The organism is Flavobacterium aquicola (genome assembly GCF_003385115.1).
Classification (GTDB): domain Bacteria; phylum Bacteroidota; class Bacteroidia; order Flavobacteriales; family Flavobacteriaceae; genus Flavobacterium; species Flavobacterium aquicola.
On the sequence record NZ_QUNI01000009.1, the window covers coordinates 16138 to 33258 of the forward strand.

Annotated in this window: 13 protein-coding genes; 6 read left to right on the forward strand and 7 right to left on the reverse strand. The window is 35.8% G+C overall.

Annotation, left to right across the window (positions count from 1 at the left end):
- Positions 1 to 27 precede the first annotated feature (27 nt).
- Positions 28 to 2799 (reverse strand): 2-oxoglutarate dehydrogenase E1 component, encoded by a 2772-nt coding sequence (locus C8P67_RS14960; protein WP_115813983.1) that lies wholly within the window; start codon positions 2797 to 2799, stop codon positions 28 to 30.
- A gap of 120 nt (positions 2800 to 2919) precedes the next feature.
- On the opposite strand from C8P67_RS14960, the gene C8P67_RS14965 reads away from it, so the two are divergent.
- Complete coding sequence (locus C8P67_RS14965) at positions 2920 to 3471, forward strand: hypothetical protein (protein WP_115814097.1); 552 nt, start codon at positions 2920 to 2922, stop codon at positions 3469 to 3471.
- Between the two features lie 149 nt (positions 3472 to 3620).
- Here C8P67_RS14965 and C8P67_RS14970 read toward each other — a convergent pair whose 3' ends face one another.
- From C8P67_RS14970 to C8P67_RS14985, 4 genes are all read right to left on the reverse strand, one after another.
- Positions 3621 to 6284: a T9SS type A sorting domain-containing protein gene (locus C8P67_RS14970; RefSeq protein WP_115813984.1), complete on the reverse strand. Its 2664-nt coding sequence runs from the start codon at positions 6282 to 6284 to the stop codon at positions 3621 to 3623.
- A gap of 226 nt (positions 6285 to 6510) precedes the next feature.
- Entirely contained in the window at positions 6511 to 6864 is a 354-nt protein-coding gene (locus tag C8P67_RS14975) for a hypothetical protein (protein ID WP_115813985.1), read from the reverse strand.
- Positions 6865 to 6888: 24 nt separating this feature from the next.
- Positions 6889 to 7629 (reverse strand): hypothetical protein, encoded by a 741-nt coding sequence (locus C8P67_RS14980; protein WP_147298242.1) that lies wholly within the window; start codon positions 7627 to 7629, stop codon positions 6889 to 6891.
- 5 nt (positions 7630 to 7634) lie between these two features.
- Positions 7635 to 8609 carry a polyprenyl synthetase family protein gene (locus tag C8P67_RS14985; RefSeq protein WP_115813987.1) on the reverse strand — a complete coding sequence of 325 codons (975 nt, stop codon included), beginning with the start codon at positions 8607 to 8609 and terminating at the stop codon, positions 7635 to 7637.
- A gap of 268 nt (positions 8610 to 8877) precedes the next feature.
- Here C8P67_RS14985 and C8P67_RS14990 point away from each other — a divergent pair, with 268 nt between their 5' ends.
- From C8P67_RS14990 to C8P67_RS15010, 5 genes are all read left to right on the forward strand, one after another.
- Positions 8878 to 9399 carry a YceI family protein gene (locus C8P67_RS14990; RefSeq protein WP_115813988.1) on the forward strand — a complete coding sequence of 174 codons (522 nt, stop codon included), beginning with the start codon at positions 8878 to 8880 and terminating at the stop codon, positions 9397 to 9399.
- Positions 9400 to 9495: 96 nt separating this feature from the next.
- Positions 9496 to 10092: a TetR/AcrR family transcriptional regulator gene (locus tag C8P67_RS14995; protein WP_115813989.1), complete on the forward strand. Its 597-nt coding sequence runs from the start codon at positions 9496 to 9498 to the stop codon at positions 10090 to 10092.
- A gap of 7 nt (positions 10093 to 10099) precedes the next feature.
- Positions 10100 to 11437, forward strand: coding sequence for a TolC family protein (locus tag C8P67_RS15000; RefSeq protein ID WP_115813990.1), 1338 nt, complete (start codon positions 10100 to 10102; stop codon positions 11435 to 11437).
- Between the two features lies 1 nt (position 11438).
- Positions 11439 to 12503: an efflux RND transporter periplasmic adaptor subunit gene (locus C8P67_RS15005; protein WP_115813991.1), complete on the forward strand. Its 1065-nt coding sequence runs from the start codon at positions 11439 to 11441 to the stop codon at positions 12501 to 12503.
- 118 nt (positions 12504 to 12621) lie between these two features.
- Positions 12622 to 15798 carry an efflux RND transporter permease subunit gene (locus C8P67_RS15010; RefSeq protein WP_115813992.1) on the forward strand — a complete coding sequence of 1059 codons (3177 nt, stop codon included), beginning with the start codon at positions 12622 to 12624 and terminating at the stop codon, positions 15796 to 15798.
- 197 nt (positions 15799 to 15995) lie between these two features.
- On the opposite strand, the gene C8P67_RS15015 is transcribed toward C8P67_RS15010, so the two are convergent.
- A complete protein-coding gene (locus C8P67_RS15015) occupies positions 15996 to 16523 on the reverse strand; it encodes a hypothetical protein (RefSeq protein ID WP_115813993.1) in 528 nt (175 codons plus the stop codon).
- 153 nt (positions 16524 to 16676) lie between these two features.
- Positions 16677 to 17057 carry a hypothetical protein gene (locus C8P67_RS15020; protein WP_115813994.1) on the reverse strand — a complete coding sequence of 127 codons (381 nt, stop codon included), beginning with the start codon at positions 17055 to 17057 and terminating at the stop codon, positions 16677 to 16679.
- Positions 17058 to 17121 lie beyond the last annotated feature (64 nt).

Below are 17121 nucleotides of genomic sequence, written 5' to 3' on the forward strand. Positions count from 1 at the left end.
GATTCAGCGAAGCTAAATAGCTCCTTATTATCTAAATAAATTTTTATCAAATACCATTCTGATAGCATCAGCATGACGGCGTTTTGCTCTGGTATAACTTCCAGATGCTGGTGCTGAATATGCTTTTAATGAGGCTAATCTCCATTTTACAAGATCGAAATTCATTAACATAAAGCTGTAAGCTCCCATGTTTTTAGGCTCTTCCTGTGCCCAAACATAATCATCAGCATTAGGATATGAAGCTATAATTGCTTTGATCTGCTCTGCTGGGAAAGGGAATAACTGCTCGATACGAACTATCGCAACATCTTTTCTTCCGTTGTTTTCTCTTTCGGCAGCGATATCATAATAGAATTTACCTGTACAGAAAACCAATGTTTTCACATCTTTCTTGTTTACTGTATTGTCATCGATAGTTTCCTGGAAGCTTCCATTTGCTAATTCTTCTGCTGAAGATACGCATCTTGGATCACGCAGTAAACTCTTTGGAGAGAAAACTACAAGAGGCTTACGGAAAGTCGTTTTCATTTGTCTTCTCAATAAGTGGAAGAAGTTAGCTGGCGTTGTACAATCGGCAACATACATATTATGTCTTGCACAAAGCTGTAAGTAACGTTCCATTCTTGCAGAAGAATGCTCTGCTCCTTGTCCTTCGTATCCGTGCGGCAGTAACATTACCAATCCGTTTTGATTGTTCCATTTGTCTTCACCACATGAAATATACTGGTCAATCATAATCTGCGCTCCATTACTGAAATCTCCAAATTGTGCTTCCCAAATAGTTAATGCATTTGGATTTGCCAAGGCGTAACCATAATCAAAACCAAGAACACCATATTCTGACAAATGTGAATTGAAAATATTAAAGTTCCCTTTTTTGTTTTCGATTGCATTTAATAAAATTACTTCTTCTTCAGAATCTTCTACTTTTACTACGGCATGACGGTGTGAGAAAGTACCACGCTCAACGTCCTGTCCAGAAATGCGAACATCAAATCCTTCAGATAAAAGTGAACCGTAAGCTAAAGCTTCAGCAGTTCCCCAATCGATAGTATTATTATCGTATCCAGCTTTTCTATCCGAAACAATTTTAGATATTTTGTTTATGAATTTCTTATCTGATGGTAAAGTTGATATTGTATTTATGATAGAATCCAATGATTTTTTAGCGAAAGAAGTATCTACTTTCTGCAGCATCACATCATCAGAAACCTGATTAAATCCTTTCCATTCATTCTGCATAAACGGTGTAATGATAGTCAAATCTTTTTTACGGGAAGCTTCTAAATTTTCTTCAAGATCCGATTTGTATTCTTTTTCTAAAGCATTTACATAACTGGCATCAATAACGCCTTCCGCTAATAATTTTTCGGCATAAATATCTCTTGGATTATGATGTTTTGCAATGATTTTATATAAAACCGGCTGTGTAAAACGAGGTTCGTCACCTTCGTTATGTCCGTATTTTCTATAACCTAATAAATCAATAAACACATCACGTCCATACTTCATTCTGTAATCTAATGCAAAAGATACTGCATGTACAACAGCTTCGGCATCATCAGCATTTACGTGTAATACTGGTGAAAGCGTTACTTTGGCAACATCTGTACAATAAGTAGAAGAACGGGCATCCAGATAGTTAGTTGTAAAACCAACCTGATTATTAATTACAATGTGAATTGTACCGCCTGTTTTGTATCCGTCAAGCAATGACATTTGAATGATTTCATAAAGGATACCTTGTCCTGCGATTGCAGCATCACCGTGAACGGCAATAGGCAAAACTTTAGAAAAATCATCAGCAAAGTATTTGTCCTGTTTTGCCCTTGTAATTCCCTCGATTACTGCTCCTACTGTTTCAAGGTGCGAAGGATTTGGAGCTAAATTGATATTGATTTTTTTACCCGATTTAGTCACTTTATCGGCAGTAAGACCTAAATGGTATTTTACATCACCGTCAAAGTATTCCTGATCGTAATCTTTTCCGTCAAATTCACCAAAGATGTCTTGAGTCGATTTGCCAAAAATATTTGCCAAAACGTTCAAACGCCCGCGGTGAGCCATTCCCATTACAAACTGTTCTACTCCTTTTTCGGCCGCTTTTTCAATCAAGGCATCAAGAGCTGGAATTACAGACTCTCCTCCTTCTAATGAGAAACGTTTTTGTCCCACGTATTTGGTATGCAGGAAGTTTTCAAAAGAAACTGCTTGATTTAATTTATTTAAGATTGTTTTCTTTTCTTCAACAGAGAAATTAGGCTGATTGTTGTTTACTCCCAATTTGTCCTGAATCCATTTTACAACACCAGGATTTCTGATGTACATATACTCTACTCCAATATATTGACAGTAAATCGCTTTAAGACGCGTTACAATATCCTGCAATGAACAAGGCGGAACACCAATTACCTGAGCAGCATCAAAAACAGTTGAAAGATCTGCAGCTGTTAGTCCAAAGTTTTCAATGTCCAAAGTCGGACTGTATGTTCTACGGTCACGAACTGGATTCGTTTTCGTGAATAAATGACCGCGGGTGCGGTATCCATCAATTAATTTTAAAACATTAAATTCTTTTTGCAGTTTATCCGAAACCAGACTGCAATCAGTACCTGTTTCCACATATTCAACAATTCGCTGAACTGGATTTTCATCATTATAAGTAGTCATCCCAAAATCGAAACCTTGGAAAAAACTTCTCCAGCTTGGTTCTACACTATCTGGATTTTCTAAATATTGATCGTATAATTGAGCAAAAAATTCGGTATGAGCTGCGTTTAAAAATGAAAACCTATCCATAATATCGTTATTGAATATACTTTTTGTTAAATAGTCCGGCAAAAATACGATAAAGCAATTTATTTAAATCTATTTTTTTACGTACTTTTACGTAAAAATTTGTTAAAAAAAGCCTTAGGTATGAAAAAATTCACGTTTTCTAATCTTACAAAGTCCATTTTAATAGTTATTGCAGTTTTCTTTTACGAAAACGTAATAGCTCAATACCAGCAAATGCCTACAGCGAGAAATCCTTTTTGGGAAAAAGTGCAATTTGGAGGCGGTTTAGGATTGAGTTTTGGAAGCGGTTATACCGATATTACTGTAGCGCCGAGTGCGATTTACAATATAAATCCATATTTAGCAACTGGTTTGGGGCTTCAGGCAAGCTATGTTGCTTCCAAAGGATATTATGATTCTGGAATTTACGGTGTGAGCTTACTAACCTTCATCAATCCAATTCCCGAAATTCAATTTTCCATAAACCTAAATGAATCATATGTCAATAACCATTATGAAGCTTATAATGGTTATAAAAGCTATACTGACAGTTTTTGGAATACAGCTTTGTTTCTTGGAGCTGGTTATCGAACCGGAAATGTAACTGTAGGACTAGCCTATAATGTGTTGTTTGATGAAAATGATAATGTGTATGGCGATGCACTCATGCCTTTTGTGAGGGCTTATTTTTAATTGAAGTTTCTAAGTTTCAGAGCAGCAAAGTTTTTAAACTTTTTTAAAAATGCTGTAAATAAAAAAACCGCCTTATAGACTGCTCCCAAAAAGTTAGACACTTTTTTTCGGGATCTATAAAGCGGTTTTTTTATATAACTTTAGATTATTTATTGTACTATAATCTTTTTAACAGCTTTTCCTTTATTAGTAATAACTTCAAAAAAGTAATTTCCTTTTGCCAGAGAGCTTACCGAAATAACACTCTTTTTTTCCGTTTTTACTAATTTCCCTATAATGTTATAAACATTTACTTTTTCTAATATTAAATCTTCTTGCAAACTTATGTTTACCAGCTCTGAAGCTGGATTGGGATACACCGAAAAATTCGCCAATACAAAACTATCTGAACTCAAAGCAGTCTCCAATAAAGCAGACAAATCAAATACTCTAACGGATCCTACAGTATCTCCACTATCATCATTTGCTGGAGATCCGATAGCTAATGTAGTACCATTTCCGGAAATAGAAATACTAATACCGCTATAATCTCCGGCTCTTTCCCCATCTATATCAGTTCCTATTTTTGTCCATGTCCCCGAAATATTTTGATAAACCCGAACAGATCCTGACTGAACTCCGTTTCCGGCATTATGAGGAGTTCCAATAGCTAGAACAGTACCATCACTTGAAAGGGAAACACTCCAGCCACTGTTATCATTGTATGTTTCTCCATCTATATCGGCTCCGATTTTTGTCCAAGTACCCAAAACATTTTTATATACCCGAACAGATCCGCCTTCATTTGTACCCCCTCTGTTATAAGGAGCTCCAATAGCAACGGTAGTACCATCACGCGAAAGAGAAACGCTGTAACCGCTTCTATCTTCAGCCGCTTCCCCATCTATATCGGCTCCTATTTGTGTCCAAGTATCAGATACATTTTTATAAACACGGACTGAACCTGCAAATCTTCCGCTTCCACTATTATAGGAAGCTCCAATAGCCAGGATAGTGCCATCGCCAGAAAGTGAAATACTCGCACCACTATTATCTCCAGCTTCTTCCCCATCGATATCGGCTCCAATTTTTGTCCAAGTACCCAAAATATTTTTATAAACCCGAACAGATCCTGTAGCATTTCCTTTTGCATCATTATATGGTGCTCCAATAGCTACAACAGTACCATCATCTGATAGAGAAACACTCCAGCCGCTATCATCATAAAGTGCTTCCCCGCCTATAGAGGCTCCTATTTGCGTCCAAATACCCGAGATATTTTGATAAACCCGAACAGATCCAGCTTCATCTCCCGATGTATCATTTGCATATGATCCAATAGCCAGTATAGTACCATCGTAAGAAAGTGAAACACTCCAACCGCAATAATCTATACTTGCTTCGCCGTCTAGATCATCCCCAATTTTTGTCCAGATTCCTGATACATTTTTATAAACCCGAACAGATCCCGTTTGGTATCCAAATCCATTTGCCTCACTTAAAACAGCTCCGATAGCTACTGTACTACCATCGCCGGAAACAGAAACACTCTTACCGCTAAAACCTCCTCCAAATTCTTTGTTTATATCAACTCCTATTTTTGTCCATGTCCCCGAAACATTTTTATACCCTCGAACACATCCAGCATCAGTGCCGCTTCCGTCATTTAGCGGAGCACCAATAGCCAGGGTAGTACCATCACCAGAAAGAGAAATGCTTGTACCGCTATTATCTCCTGCTGCTTCTCCATCTATATCGGTTCCTATTTGTGTCCAGGTGTCCGAAATATATTTATATATTCGAGCAGATCCTGCTTCAGCACCGCTTCCATCATTTAGAGGAACTCCAATCGCTAAGGTATTACCGTCACTCGAAAGGGAAACACTGGCACCACTATTATCTCCAGCGGCTTCTCCATCTAGATCAGCCCCTGTTTTTGTCCAAGTACCTGAAACATTTTTGTACACCCGAACTGACCCTGCATCAGACCCATTTCCATCATTTCCATTTGCACCTATGGCCAAAGCATCACCATCGCTAGAAAGAGAAATACTTGTGCCACTATTATCTCCAGCCGCTTCTCCATCTATATCAGTTCCAATCTGTGTCCAAGTACCCGAAATATATTTGTATATTCGAACAGATCCAGCATCAATTCCACTTCCATCATTTCTAGGAGATCCTACAGCCAAGGTAGTACCGTCAGTAGAAAGAGAAACACTAGTACCGCTATTGTCTCCAGCTGCTTCTCCATCTATGTCAGCTCCTATTTTTGTCCAGATACCTGATACATTTCGCTGATACACCCGAACAGATCCGGCATCAGTTCCGTTTCCGTCATTATAAGGAGAGCCTACAGCCACAGTAGAGCCATCTCCAGAAAGAGAAATACTAGTACCGCTATTATCTCCAGCAGCTTCTCCGTCGATATCGTTTCCTATTTTATCCCAAGAATTCCCAGAATAAATATATACTCGAACAGATCCGGCATTAGTTCCGTTTCCATCATTATAAGGAGAGCCAACAGCCAGCATAACACCATCAGCAGAAAGGGAAGTACTATAACCGCTATTATCTCCTGCAGCTTCACCAAATACAAAAAATCCTAATCTTGTCCATTCTCCTGAAACATTTTGAAACACATGAACATATCCGGTTTCATTTCCTCTTTGATCATTTCCAGGAGCTCCAACAGCTAGGGTATTACCATTACTCGAAAGAGATACACTTCGTCCATTATAACTTGCGATCGGTTCTCCATCTATATTGGCTCCGATTTTTGTTTGTCCGAAATTTAAAATAGGGAATAAAATAAAAAGTAATATTTTCTTCATAATTAAACTTGATTTATATTTTTTAACAAATATATACCTTGTAAATTAATAGGAGAAATATAATATCTATTTTATTTTGGAGTAATATACAAACAGAAAACTTAAAATGATTTTGTCAAAATAAAAAGCAAAATCAATTCTAATTCTTTGAATTTTTAAAGGTTTTCATTAAGTTCTGCAGCCCAAAAAACGAAACATTAGTCAAGGTATTATTATAACGGCGCTCTTACTTATATTTATTTCTGAACCAAACCTTCTGCCATTCTCTTTTTAGGATTAAAAAAGAAACCTGTTCTGCTAGGATTACTAAATCAGTTCCATCTAGTTTTTTGATTTGATCTTCTGGAACATCTATAATATAAAGCAGATTCAAATATTCGGCAAACTTATACTGAATCATCCGGTAGATTTTTTCGTGCAGCTGTATTTTTAATTCGTCGGGAGAAATACTCAAAGGAAAATCCACAGCTTCATTAGCCAAATTAAAATCCTTATTAATTTGCTGAATTAATTTCAAGTACAAAGATTCCTTTTGGGCCTCTTCAAACAGCAAATCACTACTTAAAGGCGTGATATACATAGTAACATTTATTAATTTTTCTCCTTAATTATTTAAAGATTGATGATTTCTTTTCTCCCAAAAACCTACAATTTTTACCAATAGCACATCACCGCCTGCGTAGAAAAAAACTGCCCCCATTGGAGGATTAGTTGCAGCGATTAATCCAAACGTTTTTGGAACCCATTTCCAGCATTGAAAAAAAGTACCCGCCAGCTCAATAAATATAACACAAACAGCGATAAAATAATATAGGTTTTGCCATTTTTTCCTCTTTAGAAGCAAAAAGAAAAAAACTCCGAAAATTAAAGAAAACATATCGTTTAGAAAAATACCAACTGACAAAAACAATAATGCGAATCCAGCAGCAAAATATTTTTTCAGAAGATTATCATTGCTGACAGCCCATTTTGTATGAGCATAAACATATCCGGAAGCATATACAATGGCATGACCAAAAGGAACATAAAGCGGAATAACTGCTGTTCTATAATGATACATCTCAAGCAAAGTGCAAAAAATCAATTCTCCTATATAGGACAAAAAGACCATTACAAACATCAATTTTCTCAAATACGAATCGGAAAACCAAAAGAAAAAAGAGAAATAGATTATCGCTAAAATATTAGTAACCTCCCGCCCATCAAAATATATTTCTTTGAACGAAACACTGTCAATTCCTAAAGCCAAAAGTGTAAAAAGAGGAAATAAAGCTGCAAAAAAAAGCTTCATTTTGGCACTCCTGTTTTTATCATTAAAAAAAACAGATTGTATTGCTGAATCCATAAACATTAAACCTTTCGTCCCATCAAGTTTTCGCCAAAAGATTTTAATATTGTTTTTTTATCTTCGGCAATATTCATTTTATCTAAAGTTTCGAAAGCTTTAAATGTATATTGTTCAATCGCTTTTTGTGTAGCTTCTGATGCTCCCGTGGTATTGAAAACTGTTTTTGCTTGCACAATTTTAGCAGCACTGTCATCAGATGGAATCGAAAATAATTCTATCAATTGCTCTTTTTCTTCAGCACTCGAAAAATCCAAAGCTTTTAAATATAAATATGTTTTTTTATTTTCGATAATATCCCCGCCTACTTGTTTCCCGAAAGTTTCCGGATCACCAAATGCATCCAGATAATCATCCTGCAATTGGAAAGCTAAACCTAAATGAAGACCAAAATCATAAATTAAATTGGCATTCTCTACAGAAGTATTAGCTATAATTGCACCCATTTTCATGGCAGCCGCCACTAAAACTGCGGTTTTATATTCTATCATTTTTAGGTATTCCGGAATAGTAACATCTTTGCGTGTTTCAAAATCAACATCCCACTGCTGGCCTTCACAAACTTCAAGAGCTGTTTTACTGAACAATTTGGCCAGATCCCTAAAAACTGCTGGCTCGTATTGCTCAAAATACTGGTAAGCCAAAATCAGCATTGCATCACCAGAAAGAATTCCAGTATTAATATTCCATTTTTCGTGAACCGTTTCTTTTCCTCTTCTCAAGGGAGCATCATCCATAATATCGTCGTGAACCAGCGAAAAATTATGAAAAACCTCGACTGCCATCGCAGCTGGAAGTGCCTTTTTATAATCGGTATCAAATATTTCTGCTGCCAATAAAGTCAAAACAGGTCTCATTCTTTTGCCCCCTAAACTCAATATATAATCAATTGGTTCGTATAGATTCTTAGGCTCTTTATTGATTTTTTGATTTTCTAAATAGGTAATAAAAAATTCTTGATACTGATGAATAGCGTGCATAAATAAAGTCTTGTTTACTTTTCCAGAGCCGATTTGGCTTGGATTTCAAACCCCAAAGATACAATTCATATGTTAAATATCGGATTGTAAATTACTGTAAAATGGAACTATAATTTTTATTTATGGTATGCATCGAAAAAAACATCGGAAACTTTGTTGGTTTTTAAAGTTTCCTTATTACATTTGCAAAACACAAAGAAACTTTATCAGTATCCAAAGTTTCCAAAACCAAAAAAATAAGGAACAACTTTACTAAAAAATACGAATCATGGAAAATGCATGGGCAATTGATTCAAACGAATCAGACGTTATAATAAAATCTAGACATTCTTTAATAGGCTACCTGCCTGGAGACAAGAACAACTTAAAGGGACATGTTGCCATACAAAACGACGAAGTTGAAGATGCATCAATAGAATTCTCCCTGAATGTAAATGACAAAAAAAACGTTTCGGCTGAAAAGAATAAAGAAGCGAAATTCACTGATCTTTTTGATGAAGATGAAGCGCCGCTGATAAAATTCAAATCGACTTCTTTTCAAAAAATCAACAAGAACATTAATTTCCTGAAAGGTTTTCTGACGATCAAAAACGTCACCAAAGTTGTTGAACTTGACACTGAATTTATTGGATTCAAAAATTATAACGGTGTTCAAAAAGCATCTTTCGAAATTACAGGAAACATCAGTCGTAAAGATTTTGGACTTAATTACAATGTCCTTAAACAAAACAAAAGCCTTCCGATAAGCAAAGACATAAAACTCATTGCCAATTTAGAATTCACACATTAAGAATGACCAGTCCTCAAAAGACAAAAAACCAAAACTCATTTAGTAACTAACTTTTACTGTACTATTAAAATTTAACTACAATAAGTTATCATAAAAATGAAAGAAAAAATAATATCAAAAGCTACGGAACTCTTTTTAAAACTTGGTTTTAAAAGTGTTACTATGGATGATATTGCTGGAGAAATGTGCATTTCAAAAAAAACGATTTACAAATATTTCTGCAACAAAGAAATCCTTATCGCCGAAAGTACCGAGACGGTTCATAAAACAATTCATGAAAGCATCGACAGTATCGCGGTAAAACAATACAATGCAATAAAAGAAAACTTTGAAATCAGAAAAATGTTCAAGGAAATGTTTAAATCTGGAGAAGCTTCACCCGCCTATCAGTTAAAAAAACATTATCCCGAAATCTATAACAAAGTAATATCAAGGGAATTAAACGAATGCAGCGAAGCCTTCAAACACAATATTGAAAAAGGAATCCGAGAGGGACTTTATAGAGAAGGTTTAGATATTAACATTTACGTTAATTTTTATTACACACTCATTTTCAGCATTCATGGTACCACTAGTTCTGAGAAAGAAGCCCAAAGACTAGAACTGGAAGCTTTAGAATATCACACTAGAGCCATGGCAACACCAAAAGGGATTATCGAACTAGAGAAACAATTACAAAACACTTATATATAAACAATCAATGAAAAGAATAACCCTACTGCTTTTGTGCACAATTGGCCTGACATCCAGTGCACAGGTAAAAACGCTGACTTTAAAAGACGCAATAAACTATGCGCTGCAGAATAAGGCTGATGCAAAAAAATCAAGATTAGAAGTAGAAAACAGCGAATATAAAATTCAGGAAATCCGTTCCAGAGCTTTGCCTCAGATTACGGCAAACGGAAGTTTAACCTATAACCCTATTTTACAGACCAATGTAATTGACGGAGCCGCTTTTGGCGCGCCGGGAACAACAATTCAGGCTTCATTTGGACAAAAATGGACATCAGGAGCCGGAGTTTCGTTAAGCCAGGCGCTTTTTGACCAATCCGTTTTCACTGGATTAAGAGCTGCAAATTCTACTCGTGAATTTTACCAAATCAACAATCAATTAACTGAGGAACAAGTTATCGAGAGAGTTGCAAACAGTTACTACTCTGTATATGTGCAGCGCGAAAGACTGACATTGCTAGACAGTAATTATGTGAATACTACAAAAGTACGCAATATTGTAAAAGGCCAGTTTGACAATGGATTAGCAAAAAAAACAGATTTAGACCGTATTATCGTAAAAATGTCAAACATTGATACAGAGCGCCAGCAGGTTAAAAATCAGATAGAGTTACAGGAAAACGCATTGAAATTCTATATGGGAATGCCGATTGAAACTAAATTTGACATCCCTCAGACTGAATTTGAAATTACACCAGAAGCATTGACAGAAGCTCCGAATACAGCTAACAGAACCGAATTTTTGCTTTTGAAAAAACAGGAAGAACTGTTAGAGTTTCAAAAAACAGCCATTAAAGCAGAGTACTACCCAACACTTTCATTAGTAGCAGGATATAATTATATAGGTCAAGGGCCAGAAGTACCTCTTTTTGCTAAACCAGCTGACGGTGTATACTGGTCTGATTACTCAGCAATCGGACTGAATTTGAAAGTGCCAATTTTTAATGGTTTTGGAACACGTTCAAGAGTTAGACAGGCTGATATAGATATCAAATCACTTCAGGAAGACATCAAAGACACACAGCTTTCACTTGATTTGGATTACAGAAATGCAAAAGCACAAATTGAAAACAACTCTGTGACAATCACCAATCAAAAAGAAAATATGAGACTGGCTCAGGAGATTCTGAAAAACACTAACAACAATTATCTGCAGGGATTAGCCTCTTTAACCGATTTATTGGATGCTCAAAATGCATCATTGGAAGCACAGAACAATTACACAAGAGCAATCTTAAATTATAAAATAGCTGAAGTAGCTTTAATCAAATCAAAAGGACAACTTAAAACACTAATAAATAACTAAAATGAAAAAGACAGTACTTACAATAATCGCAATAGTTGCTTCCTTAGGAGTAATGGGTTATGTTTTGACTAAAAACAAGGCAGAAAATAAAGCTAAAACTGATATTGTTGCCGAAAAAAACGCGGCCGTTTCAGTAAAAACAGCACAAGTAAAAACAGAAAGTGTTTCATTAGATTTCGTTGCAAATGGAAACTTTGCGCCTACGCAGGAACTTACTTTCTCTGCTGAAAAATCAGGAAAAGTAATTAAAGTTTTGGTTGATGAAGGAGACTATGTAAATGTTGGACAAACATTAGTAATCGTTAGAAGCGATGTAATTAATGTGAATGCTAGCACTGCAAAAGCGGCTTATGACAATGCTAAAAGTGATTACGCAAGATATGAGAATGCCTACCAAACTGGTGGTGTTACTAAACAGCAATTAGATCAGGCAAAACTGCAGTTAACAAATGCTCAGGCAAACTTAACGCAGGCAAACATCAATGTAGGCGACACTAAGGTAAAAGCGCCAATCAAAGGATTTATTAACAAAAGATTCATTGAACCAGGAACAATTCTAGCTGGAATGCCTCCAACACAAATGTTTGACATTGTGGATGTTTCTAAATTAAAATTAAAAGTGAGCGTGAACGAAAGCCAGGTTGCTGGTTTAAAAATTGGAAATACCATACCTGTAACTTCAAGTGTTTTTCCTGATAAATCTGTGACTGGCAAAATTACTTTTATCGCTCCAAAAGCAGACGAAAGCTTAAACTTCCCAGTTGAAATTGAAATCACAAACAATGCAAATAACAGCATTAAAGCGGGTATGTACGGAACTGCCAACTTTGGAACAAAACAAAAACAAGAATTAAAAGTAGTTCCTAGAAATGCTTTCGTTGGAAGTGTGAGCAGTAATCAGATTTTTGTGGTTGAAAATGGAATTGCGAAACTGAAAAAAGTAACAGCAGGCAGAATTTTAGGTGACCAAGTTGAAATAATCAACGGATTAGCTGATGGTGATACTGTTATTGTAACTGGGCAGATCAACTTACAGGATGGTAACGCAGTAGAAGTTATTAAATAGGCAAAAGTCATTAGGCAAAAGCCATAAGAAAAAAAAATTAAACCATTAAAATAAAAAAGCATAAAGCCTCTTTTCACTAATGCCTTTTGCCTAATGGCTAATAACTAAAATTAAAAAAATGAAATTAGCAGAAATATCTATAAAACGTCCTTCGTTAGTTATCGTTCTCTTCACGATACTAACTCTTGGAGGACTGTTCAGTTACAGTCAATTGGGCTACGAACTGATTCCTAAATTCGAGCAAAATGTTATTACAATTTCTACTATTTACCCTGGAGCTTCTCCGAGTGAGGTCGAAAATACGGTAACTAAAAAAATTGAGGACGGAATCGCCTCTTTGGAAAACATCAAAAAAATTGATTCCAAATCATACGAAAGTTTATCTATCGTATCGGTTACATTGACATCAAATGCAAAAATTGACATTTCGATGAATGATGCTCAGCGTAAAATTAATGCGTTGGTGAGTGATTTGCCAGATGATGCCGAAACTCCGGCTTTAACCAAATTCTCTTTGAGTGATTTACCGATTATGACAATTGGTGCCAACGGAAAAATGGACGAAGCTACTTTTTATGATTTGATCGATAAAAAGATTGCTCCGGTTTTGTCTCGTGTGCAGGGTGTGGCTCAGGTAAATATTATTGGTGGTCAGGAACGTGAAATTCAGGTGAATCTTGACGCTGTAAAAATGCAGGGTTACGGACTTTCAGTTCCTCAGGTACAGCAAATAATTCTGACTTCGAATCTGGATTTCCCGACGGGTAATATTCAAACCAGAAATCAAAAAATATTAATCCGTTTAGCGGGTAAATACAAAAATGTAGATGAATTAAGAAACTTAGTTGTTTCTTCTAAAAACGGAATAGAAATTCGTTTACAAGATATTGCTGATGTTCAGGATGCTCAAAAAATCGCAGAAAAAATCTCAAGAGTAGATCAAAAAAGCGCTATTATTTTACAAGTAATCAAGCAATCAGATGCTAATGCGGTTGCTGTAAGTGCCGATCTAAAAAGCGCCATCACTAAACTGGAGAAGGATTATAAAACATCTCAGCTGGCTTTAGAAATTGCAAAAGACAGTACTGATTATACACTAGAAGCAGCAGATTCTGTAATACACGATTTATTGATTGCAGTAATCTTGGTAGCTTTTGTAATGTTGTTCTTCCTGCACAGTATTCGTAACTCATTAATTGTAATGGTTTCGATTCCGGCTTCGCTGATTGCAACTTTTATCGGAATTTATCTTTTAGGATATACTTTGAACTTGATGAGTTTACTTGGACTTTCTCTCGTAGTTGGTATTCTGGTGGATGATGCGATCGTGGTTTTGGAAAACATCTACAGGCACATGGAAATGGGCAAAAGCCGAATCCGTGCATCGTATGACGGTACCGCCGAAATTGGAGGAACAGTAACTTCGATTACTTTAGTAATTGTGGTGGTATTTTTACCAATTGCCATGAGTTCCGGATTGGTATCAAACATTATTACACAATTCTGTGTTACCGTAATTATATCTACCTTATTATCATTATTGGCTTCATTTACTATTATCCCTTGGCTGTCTTCCCGTTTTGGAAAATTGGAACATATTGAAGGTAAAAATATTTTTGGAAGAACCATTCTTGGATTCGAAAGTCTTTTAACTCGTTTTACAAACTGGGTAACTGAATTATTAAACTGGTGTTTGGATCATTATATCAAAACCATTGCTGTTGTTGTAGTCTTGTTTTTTGGTTCGACTATCGGATTAATGGGCGGTGGTTTTATTGGAGGTGAATTCTTTGCTTCTTCTGACAGTGGTGAGTTTTTAGTTCAGATCGAAATGCCGAAAGATGCTTCATTGGAACAGTCAAACTTTATGACTCAGAAAGCAGAAGCCTTTTTGAAAAGCGAAGAATATGTAAAAAGCCAAATTACTACAGTAGGTCAAACCTCCGAAGGTATGGGTGCTTCACAAGCTACTGCTTACAAAGCGGAGATTGATGTAAAAATGATTGACCAGTCAGAACGTTCGGATGATGCTTCGGTTTACGCTGCAAAAATCAAACGTAAACTGGAAAAAGTATTGGTTGGTGCCAAAGTAAAAACAGTACCTGTTGGTATTTTGGGTACTGCAGAAAATGCAAAATTGGGATTAATTGTTACAGGACCTTCTACCGAAGCTGCTATGGCTTTCGCCAAATTAGCCGAAGCTGAATTACGCAGCATTCCTGGAACAACAGAAATTAAATTGACTGTTGAAGATGGAAATCCTGAAATCAACGTACAGGTGGATCGTGATAAAATGGCTGCATTAGGTCTTACACTTCAGACTGTAGGTATGACTATGCAGACTGCTTACAGCGGTAACACTGACGGAAAATTCAGAGCTGGTGAATACGAGTATGATATCAACATTAAATACAATGCTTTTGACAGAAAAAACATTACCGATGTGAGCAATCTGATTTTCGTTAACAGCGCTGGACAGCAGATTAAATTATCTCAGTTTGCTTCTATTACCGAAGGTTCTGGACCTAGCCAATTGGAACGCCGTGACAAATCGGCTTCGGTTACTGTTCAAGGGCAAAACGTTGGGGTTCCAACGGGAACAATTGTAACCCAATGGCAGGCAAAACTGGACAAACTTAAAAAACCAGTTGGTGTAAACTATATCTGGGGAGGTGATCAGGAAAACCAAAGCGAAGGTTTTGGTACTTTGGGAATCGCTTTATTGGCTGCTATTATTTTGGTTTACCTTGTAATGGTTGGTTTGTATGACAGTTTTATGCACCCGTTTGTGGTATTGTTTGCGATTCCGCTTTCGTTTATTGGGGCGATGCTGGCTTTAGCGTTAACGAATAATACACTGAATATATTTACCATTTTGGGTATCATTATGTTAATTGGTCTGGTGTGTAAAAATGCGATCATGCTTGTGGATTATACCAACCAGCGAAGAGCTGCAGGCGAAACCATCAGAAGAGCATTAATCCAGGCGAATCACGCTCGTTTGCGTCCGATCTTGATGACCACAATTGCGATGGTTTTTGGTATGTTCCCAATTGCATTGGCTTCTGGAGCTGGTGCCGAATGGAAAAATGGTTTGGCTTGGGTAATTATCGGAGGATTGATTTCGTCATTATTCCTAACCTTGATTATTGTCCCTGTGATTTATGAAATCATGGAGAAAATCAAAGCTAGATTGACTAAAGATGAAAAAATCGATTACGAAGCCGAAATGGTTGCCGATTATGATCACAAAGAATTAAGCGAGGATGGTTTCAATCCGAAACATACAGTTTAAAATAGGTTTTTAATAATTCAAAAAAAGGGCTTTCAATTAACTTGAAAGCCCTTTTTTATGAATTATTAATCATCTTAATTTGAATTATATTGTCAATGTTTTAAATATGCAAACTTTTTTTAGGACGAGACATCTGTGTGTTCACGAGTGGGACACTCGCGCTAGCAGGGTGGAATGTTTTATGATATCGTTTCGACTTAATAATTCACCATTTTTATGATTTTAGACTCTCTTTCGGAAAGTGTTAATTTTTGCATTATTCCACCTCCGGTTTTTACTTCTTTATTTTCCCAAAACATAAAGGCGATTATATAATATTTTCCAGAAGGCAGATTATTAAATTCAAAATCTCCATCTTTGTTGCAGAATGTTTTTATAGTTTCGTGATATCCTTCTGGATCAGGCGTGAATTTAGGAACGCCATCTTCCAAATAAATATAATCAGAATTTTTATTAACATATATTTTACTTAGACGTTCTTCTGCATAAAGGGAATAAGGCATGAGCTCAACCCTAAATAGTTCTCCATAACGCAGCTCGCCATTCTTAGATTTAAATTTTGCATTCCCTTTTATATTTCCAGTTCCTTTATTTTTAAACCAACTGACCTCTTTGTCATTAAAAGGATTATTAACTTGTATAATAGCGTCTTTTTTTACAGGCTGTTTTGCTGTACAGCCAATAAAAACAATTGTAAGCAAAATAAATATTAGTTTGTGTTTCATTTTTTTTGAAAGGGTTGGCTTTATTTTTTACCGTTACAGCTGTTAGCAGCTATTTTTTTATTTAAAATTTATTGAATAACGTACACGGATTAAAAACTTGTTCTTAGCGAACACGAATTGCCAATCGTACATTCAATATAATTTCAAATTATATTACAATTTATAAACATCCTCATACTTTATGTAATCTTTTCGGCTTATAGTATATATTGGATTACCGTTTTCATCTTTAATCAATCCCAAAGTTTCATTGTCTGCATTAGGAAAATTAATTTGATAACCTCTTCCGTCTCCTAATTGAATTCCGTAAGTTGTAACAGAATTTTCAATTTCCACAGAATTTTGAGTGTAATCATATTTTTCACTTTTCCCCGAACTATTTTTAACCGTGAAATTTTTGGCATCAAAAAATATTTCAAATTTTCCACCCTTAGAATCTGTGGCTTTCCAAGAACCGCGATAGGTATCTGAACCACTACAGCCAACTAAAATTACTGATAGAATTGCCAATAATGTAATACTAATTTTTTTCATTTTGATTTATTTAGTTTTTGAATTTAAATATCTAACTGCTTTTTTTTTAACTCGGATTATCCAA